This window comes from Nocardia farcinica (assembly GCF_001182745.1).
GTDB lineage: Bacteria > Actinomycetota > Actinomycetes > Mycobacteriales > Mycobacteriaceae > Nocardia > Nocardia farcinica.
Genome location: NZ_LN868938.1, coordinates 1,716,052 through 1,733,244, shown reverse-complemented (window position 1 = coordinate 1,733,244; position 17,193 = coordinate 1,716,052). Strand labels below are relative to the sequence as shown.

The 17,193-nt window shown below is 73.1% G+C and carries 17 protein-coding genes; 11 read left to right on the top strand and 6 right to left on the bottom strand.

From position 1 onward, the window contains the following. Nucleotides 1-324: 324 nt before the first annotated feature. Complete coding sequence (locus AMO33_RS08385) at nucleotides 325-660, bottom strand: hypothetical protein (protein ID WP_050768268.1); 336 nt, start codon at nucleotides 658-660, stop codon at nucleotides 325-327. 475 nt (nucleotides 661-1,135) lie between these two features. Here AMO33_RS08385 and AMO33_RS32530 point away from each other — a divergent pair, with 475 nt between their 5' ends. The 3 genes from AMO33_RS32530 (at nucleotide 1,136) to AMO33_RS08375 (ending at nucleotide 3,941) form a co-directional block, all read left to right on the top strand. Further along, nucleotides 1,136-1,258 carry a hypothetical protein gene (locus AMO33_RS32530; protein WP_255266225.1) on the top strand — a complete coding sequence of 41 codons (123 nt, stop codon included), beginning with the start codon at nucleotides 1,136-1,138 and terminating at the stop codon, nucleotides 1,256-1,258. 266 nt (nucleotides 1,259-1,524) lie between these two features. Continuing rightward, nucleotides 1,525-2,550: an alpha/beta hydrolase gene (locus AMO33_RS08380; protein ID WP_060591801.1), complete on the top strand. Its 1,026-nt coding sequence runs from the start codon at nucleotides 1,525-1,527 to the stop codon at nucleotides 2,548-2,550. Continuing rightward, entirely contained in the window at nucleotides 2,547-3,941 is a 1,395-nt protein-coding gene (locus AMO33_RS08375) for a WS/DGAT/MGAT family O-acyltransferase (protein ID WP_060591799.1), read from the top strand. The genes AMO33_RS08380 and AMO33_RS08375 overlap by 4 nt, the downstream gene beginning before the upstream one ends. A gap of 26 nt (nucleotides 3,942-3,967) precedes the next feature. Here the strand turns inward: AMO33_RS08375 and AMO33_RS08370 are convergent, their stop codons facing one another. Then, nucleotides 3,968-4,765 carry a helix-turn-helix transcriptional regulator gene (locus tag AMO33_RS08370; RefSeq protein WP_060591798.1) on the bottom strand — a complete coding sequence of 266 codons (798 nt, stop codon included), beginning with the start codon at nucleotides 4,763-4,765 and terminating at the stop codon, nucleotides 3,968-3,970. 83 nt (nucleotides 4,766-4,848) lie between these two features. Between AMO33_RS08370 and ilvD the strand changes: the two genes are divergently transcribed. The 5 genes from ilvD (at nucleotide 4,849) to AMO33_RS08345 (ending at nucleotide 9,910) form a co-directional block, all read left to right on the top strand. Next, nucleotides 4,849-6,738: a dihydroxy-acid dehydratase gene (gene ilvD / locus AMO33_RS08365; protein WP_060591795.1), complete on the top strand. Its 1,890-nt coding sequence runs from the start codon at nucleotides 4,849-4,851 to the stop codon at nucleotides 6,736-6,738. A gap of 148 nt (nucleotides 6,739-6,886) precedes the next feature. Next, nucleotides 6,887-7,243, top strand: coding sequence for a hypothetical protein (locus AMO33_RS08360; RefSeq protein ID WP_060591793.1), 357 nt, complete (start codon nucleotides 6,887-6,889; stop codon nucleotides 7,241-7,243). Nucleotides 7,244-7,308: 65 nt separating this feature from the next. Further along, a complete protein-coding gene (locus AMO33_RS08355) occupies nucleotides 7,309-8,079 on the top strand; it encodes a phosphotransferase family protein (RefSeq protein WP_060591791.1) in 771 nt (256 codons plus the stop codon). Between the two features lie 66 nt (nucleotides 8,080-8,145). Then, on the top strand, nucleotides 8,146-9,012 hold the full coding sequence (locus AMO33_RS08350) for a glycosyltransferase family 2 protein (RefSeq protein ID WP_060591789.1): 867 nt from the start codon (nucleotides 8,146-8,148) through the stop codon (nucleotides 9,010-9,012). A gap of 70 nt (nucleotides 9,013-9,082) precedes the next feature. Continuing rightward, on the top strand, nucleotides 9,083-9,910 hold the full coding sequence (locus AMO33_RS08345) for an NADPH-dependent oxidoreductase (protein ID WP_081433301.1): 828 nt from the start codon (nucleotides 9,083-9,085) through the stop codon (nucleotides 9,908-9,910). 19 nt (nucleotides 9,911-9,929) lie between these two features. Here the strand turns inward: AMO33_RS08345 and AMO33_RS08340 are convergent, their stop codons facing one another. Both AMO33_RS08340 and AMO33_RS08335 read right to left on the bottom strand, forming a co-directional pair. Next, entirely contained in the window at nucleotides 9,930-10,922 is a 993-nt protein-coding gene (locus AMO33_RS08340) for an LLM class flavin-dependent oxidoreductase (RefSeq protein WP_011208918.1), read from the bottom strand. A gap of 64 nt (nucleotides 10,923-10,986) precedes the next feature. After that, a complete protein-coding gene (locus tag AMO33_RS08335; RefSeq protein ID WP_060591787.1) occupies nucleotides 10,987-12,402 on the bottom strand; it encodes an MDR family MFS transporter in 1,416 nt (471 codons plus the stop codon). Nucleotides 12,403-12,565: 163 nt separating this feature from the next. Here AMO33_RS08335 and AMO33_RS08330 point away from each other — a divergent pair, with 163 nt between their 5' ends. Genes AMO33_RS08330 through AMO33_RS08320 form a run of 3 tightly spaced genes read left to right on the top strand, consistent with a single transcriptional unit; the run spans nucleotide 12,566 to nucleotide 15,232 of the window. Further along, the gene (locus tag AMO33_RS08330) at nucleotides 12,566-12,889 is read left to right on the top strand and encodes a hypothetical protein (protein WP_060591786.1); all 324 of its coding nucleotides are present in this window, start codon (nucleotides 12,566-12,568) and stop codon (nucleotides 12,887-12,889) included. Continuing rightward, nucleotides 12,886-14,247 carry a hypothetical protein gene (locus AMO33_RS08325; protein ID WP_060591784.1) on the top strand — a complete coding sequence of 454 codons (1,362 nt, stop codon included), beginning with the start codon at nucleotides 12,886-12,888 and terminating at the stop codon, nucleotides 14,245-14,247. The genes AMO33_RS08330 and AMO33_RS08325 overlap by 4 nt, the downstream gene beginning before the upstream one ends. Next, nucleotides 14,234-15,232: a hypothetical protein gene (locus tag AMO33_RS08320; protein ID WP_137354733.1), complete on the top strand. Its 999-nt coding sequence runs from the start codon at nucleotides 14,234-14,236 to the stop codon at nucleotides 15,230-15,232. Before AMO33_RS08325 ends, AMO33_RS08320 begins: the two co-directional genes overlap by 14 nt. 32 nt (nucleotides 15,233-15,264) lie before the next feature. Here AMO33_RS08320 and AMO33_RS08315 read toward each other — a convergent pair whose 3' ends face one another. Together AMO33_RS08315 and AMO33_RS08310 are read right to left on the bottom strand one after the other, a co-directional pair. Then, complete coding sequence (locus AMO33_RS08315) at nucleotides 15,265-16,227, bottom strand: glycosyltransferase family 9 protein (protein WP_060591781.1); 963 nt, start codon at nucleotides 16,225-16,227, stop codon at nucleotides 15,265-15,267. Then, nucleotides 16,218-17,192, bottom strand: coding sequence for a PfkB family carbohydrate kinase (locus tag AMO33_RS08310; protein WP_060591780.1), 975 nt, complete (start codon nucleotides 17,190-17,192; stop codon nucleotides 16,218-16,220). Before AMO33_RS08310 ends, AMO33_RS08315 begins: the two co-directional genes overlap by 10 nt. Nucleotide 17,193 lies beyond the last annotated feature (1 nt).

Sequence of the window (17,193 nt, the reverse complement as noted above, 5' to 3'; positions counted from 1 at the left end):
TCGGTTGTCACTCCGGCCGCTCCCGGCCAGGCGACCGACTCCGACGCGGCCGCTCGAGACACGCCAGGGAGTCGAGGAACCCGCGCGGATCCGTATCCGCTGGGATCGGTGATCGCCGACGGCGACTGGCGGGTCACCGTCAACAGCGCCGCGCCCAATGCGAATGACGCTGTGGCAGAGGAGAACCCGTTCAACGATGCGCCTCCGGCCGGTTCACAGTATCTGCTGGCCGATGTGACCATCACCTACACCGGCACCGATCCGCAGGGCAAGGCGCCCCTAGGTGTTCGTCGCGGTGAGGTGACCGGTTCATCCCCGTCCGGGTCAGGGTTTGCCGCGGGCGGGGGTTTGGCCGGCGACGCCGTGGCGCAGGGGGGTGTTGTCGGCGGGGGAGTGGGCGGGGTGTACCGGGGAGCCGCCGGGTTCGCCGTGTACCGGCGGGGCGTTGCCGGGGTCGCCGCCGGAGGGTTGGGCGCCCGCCTCGAGCTGGTCGATCCGCGCGGACAGGATCGCGACCACCCGCGGGCGGTGCGCGGCGCCGCGCTCGTGGTCGAGCAGCCGCCGGACGGCGTCGAGGTCGAGTGCCCTGATGCGGTGCTCGATGGAACCGACCTCGAGCTGGTCGTAGTCGGGCAGCGGGAGATCCGTGTCGCCGCTCATCGCCATACCTCCGATCCAGACGTCGCTTCCCTCCCGCCTACCCGCGACGTCCGCGGCGAAACCGGCGCGACGTATGCGGTGGCGAGCCTATTCGCCAGATAATTGCTATCTGCCGGAGGCGGTGCCGAGGCGCGCTGCGGTCCCTGGGACACCGCACAGCGTCGCCCGCCCTGCTGTCGCTTTCCGTGGCTGCGAACCGCTCGATCAGTCGTTTCCCTCTGGAAATTTGCTCGCGCAACCCGAGATCGTCCGGTGTATCGCCGTGCCCCGAGTTTCGTGGGCATGACCTGCGAAAAGTGCCCTGACCAGGCATTACATCCCATGAATGCGGGAAAATGTGAAACATGCCTTGTCAGCCAACTGATCGCTTGATATGTTGCCCCGGTCACACGAGATGGCATGCACCGATTGCGCCACAGCCGACCCCTCGATGGCTGTGAGGTCTGGTGCATACCACGGACGAAGGAGATTCGCTATGGGTTCGCTCAGCGACCTGCTCGGCGCTTTGATTCCCGCCCTCGGGTCCGCCGTGGCCGGCGACGGGTTGTGGGATGTGTTCCTCGGCTCGCTCGAGGGCATCACGGGCTTCGCCGGCTGAGTGCCGGCCGGCTCCGCGATCCGACCTCCGAGTCCGGCGTCCGCCGGCTCCTGAAACCAGCAACGCAAGGAGAGAACAATGGGATCTTTGATCGACATCCTCGGCATGGGCACCGCCAGCCTCGGCGAGACCGGCACCAGGATCGTGAACGCGCTGATCAGCCTGAGCGGCGGCACGCCGGGAGCGGGCAAGTAGGCGCGCAGGACCCGTGGAGACGCCCGCGATGCCGGGCGTCTCCACTGTTCCGGTCGAAGGTTGATCGAACGATGGATCCCCGCAGAAACCGTGCACTGGCCTGCGCCGCAACCGTTCTCGCGCTCGCCTGCACACCCCTGACCGGTGCCGTGGCGACCGCGACGCCGGACGCCCCCGCGGTGACGGCGACGCCCGCCGACGCCCGGCTCGTCGACCTCGCCGTGTATTCCCCCGCCATGCAGCGCTCGATCGCGGTGAAGGTGCTGCGGCCCGCCGACACCACCCGCCCCGCGCCGACGCTGTACCTGCTCAACGGGGCCGGTGGCGGCGAGGACGCGGCCAACTGGTTCGGCCAGACCGACGCGGTGGACTTCTTCGCCGACAAACACGTCAACGTCGTCATCCCGATGGAGGGCGCGTTCAGCTACTACACCGACTGGGAGCGGGCCGACGAGGGCCTGGCCGAGACGCTGGGCAACAACGGCCGCAACATGTGGACCACCTTCCTCACCGAGGAACTGCCGCCGGTCATCGATGCGACCTTCGGCGCGACCGGCGCGAACGCGCTGGCCGGCATCTCGATGGCGGGCAGCTCGGTGCTCGACCTCACCATTCAGGCCCCGACCCGCTACCGCAGCGTCGCGGCCTACAGCGGCTGCGCGATGACCAGCGACCCGCTCGGCCGGATGTTCGTCACCGTGGTGATCAGCCTCGGCGGCGGCGACCCGGAGAACATGTGGGGGCCCACCGGCGGCGACGGCTGGCGCGAACACGACCCGTACCTGCAGGCGCACCGGTTGCCGCCGATACCGATGTACATCTCCAGCGGCAGCGGCCTGCCCGGCCCGCACGACACCCTCGCCAACCCGCGGCTGCACAACGACGATCGGCAGCTGCTCAACCAGACACTGGTCGGCGGCGCCATCGAATCGGTGACGAACCTGTGCACGACCCGGCTGGCCCAGCGCACCGCCGAACTCGGCCGCACCGACATCACCTACAACATCCGGCGCCCCGGCACCCATTCGTGGGGGTACTGGCAGGACGACCTGCGCGACTCCTGGCCGATGATCGCCCGGTCGATCGGCGCCGAATGAGCCACGCCGCCCGTGTGTCGGCGCAGCGGCTGCACCCGCGCGACGCCGTGTTCGTCTACGACGAGACCGACACCCACCCGTCCACCGTCGTCGGCTGCTACGCCTGCACCGCGACCACCCCGCTGACCGAGGCCGCGGTGCTGGACTGGGTGCGCGACCGCCTCGGTCTGGCACCGCTGTTCCATCGCCGCCTTCGGCGCGTCCCGCTCGACCTGGACCTGCCCTACTGGGTGCCCCACCCGGATCCGGATCTGCGCGCGCATGTTTCGCTGCGCACCGGCGGCACGTGGGACGACGCGCGCCGGGTGATCGCCGAGCTGGCCGCGACCCCGATGGACCTCGCCCGCCCGCCGTGGGAGATCCACGTGCTCGACCTGATCTCCGACGTGCCCGGCCTGCCGGGCGAGACCACCGTGGTCGTCCTGAAGTTCCACCACGGTGCCGCCGACGGCGTCGCCACCCGGGAACTGGAACTGAAGCTCTTCGGCCCGGACCCGCTCCCGCCGCCGCCCACCTTCGACCGCACCCCGTGGCTTCCGTCCGCCGCGCTGCGCACCGCGAGCGCCCTCACCGTCGGCACCGCCCGCTTCGCCGCGGGCCTGCGGCGCACCCGTACCACCGAGCCCGCCGGCCTGCCCCCGCCGCTGCCGACCCGGCCCGCCACGCGGTTCAATCGCCCCGTCCACCGCCCGCTCGTCTTCGACCTGGTCACGCTCCCGCTCGCCGACATCCGCCGCGCCAGGGCCGCCTCGGACACCCCGGTCACCCTCAACGACCTCCTGCTGACCACGGTCTCCCTGGCACTGGGCGACTACCTGGCCGAGCGCGGGGAGCTGCCCGCCGGTTCCCTGGCCGCGATGGTGCCGATGTCGGTGCGCGGTATCGGCTGGACCTCGGCGAACCAGCTGTGCCAGCGGTATGTCGACCTGCACACCGACGTCCCGGACCCCCTCGTCCGGCTGGCCGCCGTGCACCGGTCCGCCGCCCGGGAGAAGGAGCGCAACGTCCATCCGGACGTGCTGCGGGCCGAATCCCGGGTGGAGACCGCACCGGCCTGGCTGTTGCGGCTGGCGGGCTGGGCCCGCGCCCGGCGCGACTACCGCACCGTGGAGACCGTGCCGCTGATGAACACCACCGTCAGCAACGTCCCCCCGGTCGCCACCGACCTCGCCTTCCTCGGCAGGCCGGTGACGAGGATCTTCGGCGTCCTGCCCACCATGGACGGCGACTGCCTGCGCCACCTGGTCACCTCGCAGGGCGAGGAAGTCGTCATCTCGTTCAGCACCGACGAGACGGCGATGCCGGACCCGCGGCATTACGGTGACCTGCTGCGCGCAGCGTTCGCCACCCTGCGAGACCTGCTGGTCGACAGCGGTGACCGGGCGGGGTGACCGCCGACGGCCGGCCGCCGCACCGGTCATCCGGGTCCGACGGGGGTGTACATGACCAGGTGCAGGTCGGGGTGGTCGGCCGGTGCGAGGCGGTGGTGCTCGTAGCGCAGCTCGCCGCGCACGGGATGGTGGAAGACCCGTTCCCGGGAGGCGAATCCCTCGATGTGATGGCTGCGCCAGGCCTGCCGGAAGGTCGCGTTGTCGTCGAGGAGCCGGCGGATGGCCGGTGACCGGGCCAGATCGCCGAGGCGGGGCCCGGCCTCGGCGCGGAATTCGGCGAGGAAGCGGCGGCTGGTGATCTCCCAGTCGGGCAGCAGGTCGCGCACGTAGGGGTCGGTGAACACCAGCCACAGCAGGTTGCGGTCGGCGGGGGCGACGGCGGCGACATTCGGGTAGAGCTCGAGGTACGCCGCGTTCCAGCCGGAGATCTGCCAGTCGGGCGCGATCGCGTACGCCGGAAACGGCACGGCGTCGAGCAGGTGCTGGATGTGCTCGGGCGCACGGTGGTTCGCGGGCTCGTCGGCCGCGGGCAGCGGCGCGTAACCGGCGAGAGACAGCAGGTAGTGGTGCTCGGTGGGGGTCAGGCGCAGGGTCGCGGCCAGCGCGTCGAGCACCTGGCGGGACGGCTGGATGTCGCGGCCCTGCTCGAGCCAGGTATACCAGGTGGCACTGACCCCGGAGAGCGTGGCGACCTCCTCGCGGCGCAGCCCGGCGCGCCGTCGTGGCCCCGCGGGCGGCAGGCCGACGGTGACCGGGTCCAGCCGGGCGCGGCGGGCGCGCAGGAAGCTGGCGAGCTCGGCCCGCCGCTGGGCTGTGGTGCTCATCCGAGCAATCCTAGAACTGGTGGTCCTACTACTGGTATTACGGGCGTCTTCGCAGGTGGCGGCCGTCGCGGCAGGCTCGGGACATGCCAGAACTTCGTTCCAGGACGGTCACCCACGGGCGGAACATGGCCGGTGCGCGGGCATTGATGCGCGCTTCCGGCGTGCCCGCCGCCGACATCGGCGCCAAACCGGTCGTCGCCGTCGCCAACAGTTTCACCGAGTTCGTTCCCGGCCACACCCATCTGCAACCGGTCGGGCGCATCGTCGGCGACGCGATCCGCCGGGCGGGCGGCATTCCGCGCGAGTTCAACACCATCGCCGTCGACGACGGTATCGCGATGGGGCATCAGGGCATGTTGTACTCGCTGCCCTCGCGCGACCTCATCGCCGATTCGATCGAATACATGGTCCAGGCGCACTGCGCCGACGCGCTGGTGTGTATCTCCAACTGCGACAAGATCACCCCGGGGATGCTGCTGGCGGCGATGCGGTTGGACATCCCGACCGTGTTCGTCTCGGGCGGGCCGATGGAGGGCGGGCGCGCCACGCTCGCCGACGGCACGGTGCGCCGGCTCGACCTGATCACCGCCATGAGCGAGGCCGTCAACGACGCCACCTCCGACGCCGACCTGGCCACCATCGAGGAGAACGCCTGCCCCACCTGCGGCTCGTGCGCGGGGATGTTCACCGCGAACTCGATGAACTGCCTGGTGGAGGCGCTGGGCTTGGCGCTGCCGGGCAACGGCACGACGCTGGCCACCCACACCGCCCGACGCGACCTGTACGAGGCGGCCGGGGAAACGATCATGGCGATCACCCGCCGCTACTACGACCGCGACGACGCCACCGTCCTGCCGCGCGCGATCGCCTCACGAGCGGCGTTCGACAACGCGATGGCGCTGGACCTGGCGATGGGCGGGTCCACCAACACCGTGCTGCATCTGCTGGCCGCCGCGCACGAGGCCGGGCTCGACTACACCCTGGCCGACATCGAGAAACGGTCCCGTGCGGTGCCCTGTCTGTGCAAGGTGGCGCCCAACGGCAGCCATCTGATGGAGGATGTGCACCGCGCGGGCGGGATTCCGGCGATCCTCGGTGAATTGCGCCGGGGCGGGCACCTGCATACGACGGTGCGGGCGGTCCACAGCGAGTCGCTGGACGGGTGGCTCGCCGAATGGGATGTGCGCGGGGCGAATCCGGCGCAGGCGGCGGTCGACCTGTTCCACGCCGCGCCCGGCGGGGTGCGTTCGGCGACGGCGTTCTCGCAATCGGCGCGGTGGGCGTCACTGGACCTCGATGCCGAATCGGGGTGCATCCGCGACGTGGCGCACGCCTACTCCGAGGACGGTGGACTGGCGGTGCTGCGCGGCAATCTCGCCGTCGACGGAGCCGTGGTGAAGTCCGCCGGTGTTCCCGCCGACCTGCACGTCTTCACCGGCGAGGCGGTGGTCGCCGAATCGCAGGAGGAGGCGGTGACGGCGGTCCTCTCCGGCCGGGTGCGGCCGGGCACGGTACTGGTGATCCGGTACGAGGGACCGCGCGGCGGGCCGGGCATGCAGGAAATGCTGTATCCCACGGCCTATCTGAAGGGCCGTGGGCTGGCGGGGTCGGTCGCGGTGGTCACCGACGGGCGGTTCTCCGGCGGGAGTTCCGGTCTGTCGATCGGCCACGTCTCCCCGGAAGCCGCGGCGGGCGGCACCATCGCCGCGGTCGCCGACGGCGATCGGATCACCATCGACATCCCGTCCCGGACCCTCCGGCTCGAGGTCGACGACGCCGAAATCGCCCGCCGCCTGGCCCACCGACGCCGCACCGGCTACCGCCCGCGCAGCCGCCACCGTCCGCTGAGCACCGCCCTGCGCGCCTACGCGCTGCTCGCGCAATCCGCCGACAAGGGCGGTGTGCGCCGGTTGCCGCCCGACGAGCTCGGCGGGCCGGAGGTGGCATTCGACACGCAGACCCGCGCCGGCTGATCGCCCGGGCCACGACCGCGCGGAGGGACGATGACGCCGTGCCCTTTCCGCCCCCCGGGGACGACGATCGCCTCGTCGGGCGCCTCCCGATGCGCGCGGACGCCCCGGCGCCGCCGGCCGATCCCCGCATCGCCCGCACGCGGCGTGGATGCGGGCGCCGGCCGCGGTCGCCCGCACGCCACGGGCGGATGCGGCGGTCGATCGGCTGGTGTGGAGCCTGGTGATCACCGGCGAGTACGACGTCGTCGGGTGGAGCGCGGGCGCGGGATCGGCGAGTTCGGGATCGGGCACGGGTTTGACGATGGACGCCGGATACGGCGCGGCCGCCGTGTGGGTCGCCGATGTCGTCCAAGGCCGGCTGGCGGGCCACGAGTTCGTGCAAGGGCGAGCTGCGGGTTCCATCTGCTCGTGCCGCGGCTGGTCGGGTCGCCGCCGGTGTGGGTTGATCCGCACCACCGGCGCGACGATCGCCCCCGGCGAACTGTGTGCGCACGGCGACCGGTAGGACGGCGGGCGACCGTCCCACCGTGCCCGGCGGCGGGCGGGGGAGCAGGGGTAATACCGTGAGGCGTGGAGTTCTCCGGTGGATGGGACAGTGTCGCGACGTTGGTCGAGGGTCGGTGGGTCGAGCGGCGGCCGCGGCGGCCCGAGGTGGCTGAACAGTTGCTGCGCGAGACGCGGGTGATGCCGTGGCTGGCTCCGCTACTGCCGCTGCCGGTTCCGGTTCCCGTGGTGGTCGAGGCCGACCCGCTCGTCGTGCGTCATGCGCTCGTGCCCGGAGAGCCCCTGACCACGCCGCGGGCCGACCACGGTCGCGTCCTCGGCGGCTTCCTGCGCGCGCTGCACGGGAGTTCGGCGTCGGCGGCGGTCCGGCACGGTCTCGCGCCCGCGGCGGCCACGCACCGCGACCGCGCGGCCATCGTCGGCCGATTCCGCGCGCAGGTCGTTCCCAGAGTGCCCGCGTCGCATCGTGATTGCGCCGATGCCGTGCTCGCGGACGCGTGCGAGCTCCCGGCCGACACCGTGGTCCACGGCGATCTCGGCCCGGAGCACATCCTGGTGGCGGACGATCGGGTCAGCGGCGTCATCGATTTCGGTGACCTCCACCTCGGCGACGCGGCCAACGATCTGGCCTGGCCCCTGTACGGTGCGCCCGCCGAGTTCGCCGCCGCCGTCGCCGCCGCCTACGAACCCACCGACGACCTCCGGCGGCGGGCGCTGCTCTGGCATCGGCTCGGACCCTGGCACGAGGTGCTGCACGGCCTCGACACCGGCGACGAGGCGGCGGTCCGCAGCGGATTGGCCGGGGTGATCGAGAGATCGGCGCTCGGAGTCCGCTGAGCCCGTCGGCCGCGGGCCGCGGCTCGACTTCGCACCGAACGCCGCGCGCTGGTAGGTTCGCGGCCCATGCGTGACAAGACGGTCGGGGTGCTGCTGGTGACCTACCAGAGCGCCGAGGATCTGCCCCGTTTCCTGGATTCGCTCGGTCCCGCGGTGGAGCCGCTGGCGGTGGACGTGGTGTGTGTGGACAACACCAGCACCGACAACGGTCCCGACCTCGTCGCCGACTACGGCGGCCGCGTCATCCGCAACACCCGCAACGTCGGCCTCTCGCGCGCGATCAATCAGGCCGCGGCGCAGACCGACGCCGAATGGCTGCTGGTCGCCAATCCGGACACCCAGCTCGCGCCCGGTGCCGTCGCCGGACTGGTCGAGACCGCGCGCGCCGACGACCGCATCGGCATGATCGGCCCGAAGATCCTGCGCTTGGACGGCACCCCGTACCCGTCCGGCCGCCGCTTCCCGTCGCTGCTCGTCGGTGTCGCGCACGCCCTGCTGGGCGGGGTGTGGCCCGGCAACCCGGCCACCCGCCGCTACTTCGGCCCCCAGCTGACCGGCCCCGGCGACGTGGACTGGATCTCCGGCTGCTGCATGCTGTTCCGTCGCGCCGCCTTCGACCAGGTCGGCGGCTTCGACGAGCGCTACTTCCTCTACTTCGAGGAAGTGCAGATGGCGCTGAACATGCACCGGGCGGGCTGGCGCGTCGTCCTCGACCCCACCGTCGAGATCCGGCACCGCGAGGGCGGCAGCATGCGCTCGGCGCCCTTCCGCAAGGTCCGCGCGCACCACCGCTCGGCGCTGCGCTTCTACTGCGACTACCACCGCGGCACCCCCTGGATCCTCGCCGCCCCGCTGGTCGCCGCGGGCCTGGCCGTCCGCGCCGTCCTCGCCGCCGCCGTCACCGCCGCCACCGGGCGCCTCGCCCGCAACTGAGCCCCGCGCTTTCGGTTCAGGGTGAGGGTTACCGGAGACGGGGTGGCCCGCGGCGACCATCATGACCGCCATGACGCAGATCGCCCCCTCTCCGGCCGAGACCGTGCGCACCCGGTACCGGGACGCGCAGGTGCCCGAGCCCGCCGTGTGGAACGCCACACTGGCGGTGCTGCACGAGCACCGTTCGGTGCGCCGCTACCTGCCCGACCCGGTGTCCGACGACACGTTGCGACTGCTGATCTCGGCCGCGCAGTCGGCGCCGACCTCGTCCAACCTGCAGGTGTGGAGTGTGGTCGCGGTCCGCGACCCCGATCGCAAGGCCCGGCTGGCGGCCCTGGCCGGTGACCAGGCGCACGTGGTGCGGGCGCCGCTGCTGCTGGTGTGGACGGCCGATTTCGCGCGGTTGCGCCAGCTCGCCGCCGACCACGACGCCCCGCTGGCCGGAGCCGACTATCTCGAGTCCAGCTACGTCGGCTTCATCGACGCGGCGCTGGCGGCGCAGAACGCGGTGGTGGCCGCCGAATCCCTCGGCCTCGGCACGGTCTACATCGGGGCGTTGCGCAATCATCCGGAGGCGGTCGCGACCGAACTCCAGCTCCCGCCAGGGGTTTTCGCGACCTTCGGCCTGGTGGTCGGCCATCCCGACCCGGCCGAGCGCGCCCAGGTCAAGCCGCGCCTGCCACAGCAGGCGGTACTGCACCGGGAAACCTACCGGCTCCCCGAGCAGCGCTCGCACGTCGCCACCTACGAGCGCCGCATCGCCGAGTTCTACGGCGAGCAGGATCTCGCGCACTCCTGGACCGAGCGGGTGCTGGCCCGTCTCGCCTCCGCCCGCAGCCTCGCCGGCCGCGACCGCCTCCGCACCGCCCTGCACAACCAGGGCTTCCCCCTGCGGTGACCCGCCCCGAGCCGGGGGATCAGCCCTGGGCGAGCTTGCGGATGAGTTCGAAGGAGCGGGTGCGGTCGTCGATGTCGTAGACGAGCGTGTTGATCATCAGCTCGTCGGCCTCGGTACGGTGCAGCAGGTCGGTGAGCTGGGCGTGCACGGTCTCCGGCGAGCCGAGCGCCTGTCCGGCGCGGCGCTGTTCGATGAACTGGCGTTCGCCCTCGCTCGGCTGGAAGGCCGCGGCCTGCTCGGGGGTGGGCAGTTCGCGCGGCCTGCCCGCGGCCAGCTGCAGGAAGGCCAGGTCGCGCGGGCGGGCCAGTTCCTCGGCCCGCTCGTCGGTGTCGGCGCACAGCGCCGCCGCCGCGACCATCGCGTAGGGCGCCTCGAGCTGCGCGGACGGACGGAATTCGGTGCGGTACAGGGCGAGTGCGGCCTCGGTGGCGGCCGGATTGATGTGGTGGGCGAACGCGAAACGCAGGCCGAGCACGGCGGCGACCTGCGCGCTGTAGCCGCTGGAGCCGAGCAACCAGATCTCGGGTTCCTCGCCCCGGCCGGGCGTCGCGGCGATGCCGCCGGGACCGGTGCCGCGGAAGTAGCGCAGCAGGTCGGCCAGCTCCTGGGGGAAGTTCTCCGCCGACAGGCCCGCCTCGGTGCGGCGCAGCGCACGGGCGGTGGCCTGGTCGGTGCCGGGGGCGCGGCCGATGCCCAGGTCGATGCGCCCGGGATGCAGTGCGTGCAGCGTGCCGAACTGTTCGGCGACCACCAGCGGCGCGTGGTTGGGCAGCATGACCCCACCGGAACCGACGCGGATGCGGCTGGTGGCGGCGGCCACGTGCGCGATCAGGACCGCGGGCGCCGAGCTGGCGATGCCGGGCATGTTGTGGTGCTCGGCCACCCAGAACCGCCGGTAGCCCAGCTCCTCGGTGCGGCGGGCCAGCTCGGTGGTCGCGGCGAGCGCGGCACCCGGGTCGGCGCCCTCCTGCACCGGCGCGAGATCGAGCACGGACAGTGGGACGTCGATCATGGGGCTCCTTCGCGAACGGATGTCTGGTCAGGACAACGTCCCGCGCCGGGCCGGTAATCCCGGGCTACCCGGTGCCGTCGACCGCCCGGCCCGGCAGCATGGCCGAGGCGGCCAGCAACACCACCGCCGACACGACGACCGCGACGAACACCAGGTGCACCGCGTCGGCGAGCACCGCCGGCGCCGGGTGTTCGGCACCGCCGACGCGGGCGTTGACGATCGCGCCGAACACGGCCACCCCCACCGCGCTGCCCAGCGAGCGCGCGAACATGTTCGCCGAGGTCACCACGCCCCGCTCGGACCATTCCGCGCTGGTCTGCGCCGCGATCAGGCTGGGCGTGGCGACCAGGCCCATGCCCGCGCCGATCACGAAACACGACAGCGACACCTGCCACAGCGTCGAGTCCTGGTCGATCAGCAAGGTCGACGCCGCACCGAGCACGGCCAGGCCGCTGCCGATCAGCGCGCTGCCGCGGAAGCCGATGCGCAGGTACACCCGCCCGGCCTGCGAGGCGGCCAGCGGCCAGCCCAGCGTCAACGCGCCGACGGTGAGACCGGCGACCAGCGCGCCGGTGCCGAGCACACCCTGGGTGAAGGTCGGCACGTAGGAGGTGAGCCCGAGCAGCAGCGCGCCGATCAGCACCGACATCAGGCTGCTGGCCACCACCACCCGCCGGGTGAACACCCACAGCGGCAGGATCGCGTTGCCCGCACGCCGTTCCACCAGCACGAACAGCACCAGCGCCAGCGCGCCGCCGCCGAAGACGCCGATGCTCACCGGCGAGGACCACGCCCACGCCTGCCCGCCCTCGAGCAGGCCGAGGATCACCGCGCCCGCGCCCACGGTCAGCAGGGCCGCGCCGAGGTAGTCGATGCGTTGATCGCGCCGTTGCGGGTGCTCGTGGAAGCTGCGCACCAGCGTCCACGCGGCCACCGCGGCCAGCGGCAGGTTGATCAGGAAGATCCAGCGCCAGCTGACGAAGTCGGCGAACACCCCGCCCAGCAGCGGACCCGCCACCGAGGACATCGCCCACACGCTGGCCAGATAGCCCTGCACCTTGGCCCGCTCGGTGAGGGTGTAGAGATCGCCCGCGATCACCATCGTCATCGGCTGGATCGCGCCCGCGCCCACACCCTGCAGGGCGCGGAACACGATCAGCGCGGGCATGCTCGTCGCGAGTCCGCACAGCAGCGAACCCACCGCGAACATGCCGATGCCGAACAGGATCACCGGTTTGCGGCCCAGCGTGTCGGCGAGCTTGCCGTAGATCGGCACCGTGACCGCCTGCGCCAGCAGGTAGATCGAGAACAACCACGGGAACTGCGCGAATCCGCCGAGAGACCGGGTGATCGAGAGCACCGCGGTCGCGATGATCGTGGAATCGAGGGCGACCAGCCCGGTGGACAACATCAGCGCGGCGAGGATCGGACCACGGTCGGAACGTAAGCCGATGCCTGCTGATGTCGTCTCGGTCGCCACTGCGCGGATCTCCTCGGGTGGGTCGGATTCGGGCAGCGCGTGCCCGCGTTCTGTATACCGGCACCAACTTTCGGGCTGCCAGGGGTTATTCCACTGCCCGGCATGCGAGGATGGTGGGGCGTGATGCGGCAGCGATCAGTTTGGTTTCCGTGAAGGGGGAACGATGGACACGCTGAAGCTCGATCCGGCGGCGATCGCCGCGTACACCGCGATAGCGGACACCGTCTCCGAACAACTCGCCGACGCGGCGGCGGCCAGCGCCGGGGCGGTCGATCAGGCGCGGCTCGAAGCCGATCTCGGGTTGCTCGGTGCGGGATTCGCGGCCCGGTTCACCGCCGCGGTCGCCGAACACACCCAGGCCCTCACCACGGCGGGCCAGTTGGTCGCCGCCTACGGCCGGGTGCTGCGCGACTACGACAGCGCGATGCGGACCGGCGACGCCGAGACGGCCGCCGCGCTGGACAAGGCGGGGGAGGAGCTGGCATGAGGACGCTCACCGGATTACGCAGGCGCCGCCCCGAAAACGCCGCGAACGACACCGTTTCCGTCACCCCCGATCCGGCGGCCGACCCGCCGATGATCGCCGCGCTCGTGCAGCCGATGCTGGCATTGCGCGCCTCGCTCGGTTCCGGCGCCACCCTGCCCGATCGCGGGATCACCACCGCGCTGTCGGCGGCGGCGAACCGGGCGGCCGATTCCGAGGCGCCGCACCGCGACGGCCTGCACGCCCTCGAATCGACCTGGACCTCCACCGGCGCCGACGCCGCCGTGCCCGCGCTGCGCACCACGCAGACCCAGCTCGGGGAGATCTCCGATCGTGGCCCGGCCTACCTGTCGGTGCTGGCCGACGCGCAGGCGACCAGTGCCCGCGCGGCCCGCAAGGTGGACCAGATCATCGCCGACTTCCGCGCCGACGCGCGGGTGATCCTGGCCAACGCCGGGTCCGCGCCGGAGACCGACGCGGTGATCGACCGTGCCGCCACCGCGCTGCGCGAGGCCATCACCACGGTCACCGCGGCCCGGACCGAGATGGACGGGCACACCGGGCGCCTGGACGCGATGGGCCCGCTCACCGTCACCACGCCCGCCGGGGTCACCGGGCAGGGCGGTATCGGCGGTACGTCCACGCCGGTCACCTACTTCGCCAACACGCCGAGCACCGGATATCCGACCACCACCGCCGACGGCCAACCGCTCGACCCCGCGCTGATCGCGCAGTTGCAGTTGCAGCAGCAGCTCGTGTCGGCGGGCGTGCAGCTGGGCACGGCGGCGATCACCGCCGGCGTCGACATCGGCACCCACCTCATCGACAAGATCGTCGAGGTCGGCACGCACGCGATGGACACCGTCGCCGCCTCGGCGGACAAGGCGATCGACAAGGCCATCCCCGAACTGCTGAACCCGGGCAGCACCACGAACAACGGCGCGGGCGGCCAGTCCGGTGGCGCGCCGTCCAAACTCATCGACTTCGGCGGTGGCACCGGCCCGTCGAGTTCCGCACCGCTCATGGCCGCACCGGGCACCGCCGCGCCCGCACCGAAGACCGACCCGCCACCCGCCGAGGAACCCGAACCGGAGCCGCCCGCGGGCGAATCGGTCCCGGCCCCCGAACCCGAGACGCCGCTGGCCCAGGCGCCGTTCGCGGCCGAGCCGGCGCCGGAGCCGCCCACCCACCAGCCGGGCACGACGGGCGGGATGGCGATGCCGCCCGCGGTCGGCGGCGATCAGGACCGCAGGCCGCGGGACGGTCAGCTCGGGGTGACGGTGCCCGCGTCGGAGATCCTGCCCGAGACGGTGACGGTGCCCGCCGCCGTGATCGGCGACTTCGGTGATGACGCCCTCTGACCGAGACCCGCGCACACCTCCGAACCCGAACCCGTTCGACACCGGCCTGCCCATGCTGCGGCTGCCCGAACCGCCCAAGGGCAGGCGCAAACGCAAGCGGCCACCGGCCGCCGAGCGCGGTCGCCCGCCGCGCCCGGAGCCGGGAGTGATCGACGCGCACAGCACCGGCGAACCGATCCCGCCGCTTCCGGTGCCCGATCAGTCGCGCCCCAGCGGCGACTGGTCCGAATGGCTCCAGCCGTCGCCGTCGCGGGCCCGTCCGGGCGAGCCGCCGCTGCCGCGCGCTCCACTCGACGAGCCCGCGCCGGAGCCGGAGGAACCGGCCGCGGAGGAGGCGCCACGGCTGTTGCCCTCGCTCGTCGACCGCACCGGCGGCAATCCGGGCCCAGCGCTGCGCAGACCGCGTCCCCAGCGCGAGGACGGCCGCTCCGGCGGCGACCGGGTGCTGGCGGTGCTGGTCGTCGTCGGGGTGCTGGTCGCGGTCGGCTCGATCCTGTGGGCGGTGCTGCCCGGTGCCGAGCCGTCGAGCGCGCCGACCTCGGTGGCGGCCCCGCCCCCGGCCGTCGCACCGACCACGGTCGCGCCCCCGGTGGCGACCCCCGGCTGCGAGCAACGCAACTCCGGTGACATCGTCTCGGGCACCGGCCCCGGCGGCACCACCGACGGACCGTCCGCGATCCTGGCCTTCGAGCACGCCTACTACGTGCTGCGTTCCGGCGCCGCCGCCCGCGCGGTCGTCACCCCCGACGCCGCCGTCCCACCCGCCGACCAGATCCAGCGCGGTATCGATCAGGTGCCGGTCGGCACCCGCTACTGCGTGCGGATCGGCAAGGCGACGGCGGCGCCCGCGCTCGACGGGCTGGCCCGCTGGGAGGTGCGGTTGACCCAGCAGTACCCGAACGAACAGCCCAAGACCTTCACCCAGGTCATCGCCACCCGCACCCAGGCCGGGCGCACACTGATCGCCTCGATCGCGATGGGGTAGCGCGCCTCGTCGAGGGCGCTACGGTGCCGGTGTCAGGAGGGCGCCGGGCTGTCCTGGCGCGCGCGGGGCGGCCACCGGGTGAGCTGGGCGCGGACGGCGGCGATCACCTCGTCGGTGCCGAGGGCGAGCAGGCCCGGATCGACGGTGTCGCCGTGCGGGTCGCCGATGTGCCCGGCCCACAACGCGACGTGGCGGCGGCGCTGCGGAGGCGGACCCCACCAGGCGGGCGGGTTGGGGCCGAACAGCACCACCGAGGGCGTGCCGAAGGCGGTCGCGAGGTGACCGACGCCGGTGTCCGAGCAGACCACCAGGGCCGCGCCGTCCACCGTGGCGGCGAGTTCACGCAGGTCGAGTTCGCCCGCCAGCACCGCGTCCGGGCCGAGACCCGCACGGGCGGCGACGGATTCGGCCAGCGGCCGTTCGGCGGCGTCGCCGGTGACGAGCACGCGGTCGGCGCGGCCGCGCAGGTAGGCGGCGACCTCGGCGAACCGGTCGGCGGGCCAGCGCCGCGCGGCCGAACTGCCGCCCGGATGTACCACCACCGCGCCCGTGTGCGGGGTGCCCTCGGGCGGGGGAGCCAGGTCGAGGCGGGCCGGATCGGCGGGAATGCCGGCCCCCGCGAGCAGATCGCACCAGCGCCGCACCTCGTGGGCGGTCGGCGACCACGACGGGCCCGGGATCGGAAAATCCGGGTGCGCGTGGGTGATCAGCCGCGTCGCGCCCGTGGCGAGCAGGTCGGCGATGCTCTGGGGTCCGCGTCCGTGCAGATTCACCGCCAGGTCGGGCGGCGGGCCGGTCCAGTGCAGTCGGCCGAGGCCGGGTGTCTCGTGCAGTTCGTCCACACAGCAGGCCAGGTCGACGATCGGGCGCAGCCAGCCGGGGGCGGCGAGGACGAGCCGGTCGTCGGGGCGGGCCGCGCGCAGGGCGCGCAGGGCGGGCAGCGCGGTGAGCAGATCGCCGAGCCCGAGCGCGCGCAGCGCCAGCGTCACGCCCACGACGTCACCGAGACCGGTTCGGGCACCGCCGATTCCGTGACCGAGACGGTGCCCGCCGCGCCGCGGGCCACGAAATCGGCCGCGGCGTACACCGCGCGCCGCACCGCCTGCTCGAGGTCGTGGCCGTCGGCCAGGGCGGCCGTCGCGGCGGTGGCGAAACGGTCGCCCGCGCCGCAGGTGTCGCACCCGTCCGGGCCGCGTCGCTCGGCGGGCAGGGCGATCCGGGTGCACTCGTGCCGCCCGCACACCAGCGCGCCCTCCGACCCGAGGGTGACCGCCACCGCCCGAACGCCCCACCGCCGGGTCAGCGCGCACAGGTCGGTGTCCGTGGTGGGCGGGGCGGCCAGCTGGTCCAGCGCCTCGCCGCGATTCGGTGTCACCAGCGTCATGCCCGGCACGGGCGCCGCGCCGCGCGGATGCGGATCCCACACCACCGGCGCCGCGGCGTTCTTCAGGACCGCCCGCAGGTGCGGGTGCGCGCTCGCGCCGCGCCCGTAATCCGACACCAGCACACCGCGCGCGGCGGCGAGCGCGTCGAGCGCGTCGTCCGGGAGCGGGTCGGTGCCGATCCGGCCGTCGCCGTAGTCGATGCGGGTGATCAGGGCCCGGCGGCCGCGCTGGTCGCCGCGCGCGCCGGGCCGGGCCCACGGCCCGGTGGCGAGTACCCGCTCCTTGCGGACGGTCGCGCCGTGCAGCGGCAGGGCGACCACGCGCACCCGCGGACCGAGCAGCGCGCGCAACCGCTCGCTCGCCTCGTCGGGGGCGAAGCCGGCGATCAGCACCACCTCGGCGCTGTCGTCGGCGGCCAGCCGGGCCGCCAGGCCCGCGCCGCCGGGACGATAGGTGCGGCCGGTGACATCGACGACCGGCACCGGAGCGTCCGGGCTGCGCCGATCCGCCGTACCCTCGACGTCCACGTCCAGCAGGATGTCGCCCACCACGACCAGCGGCCCCGTGGCCGCCATG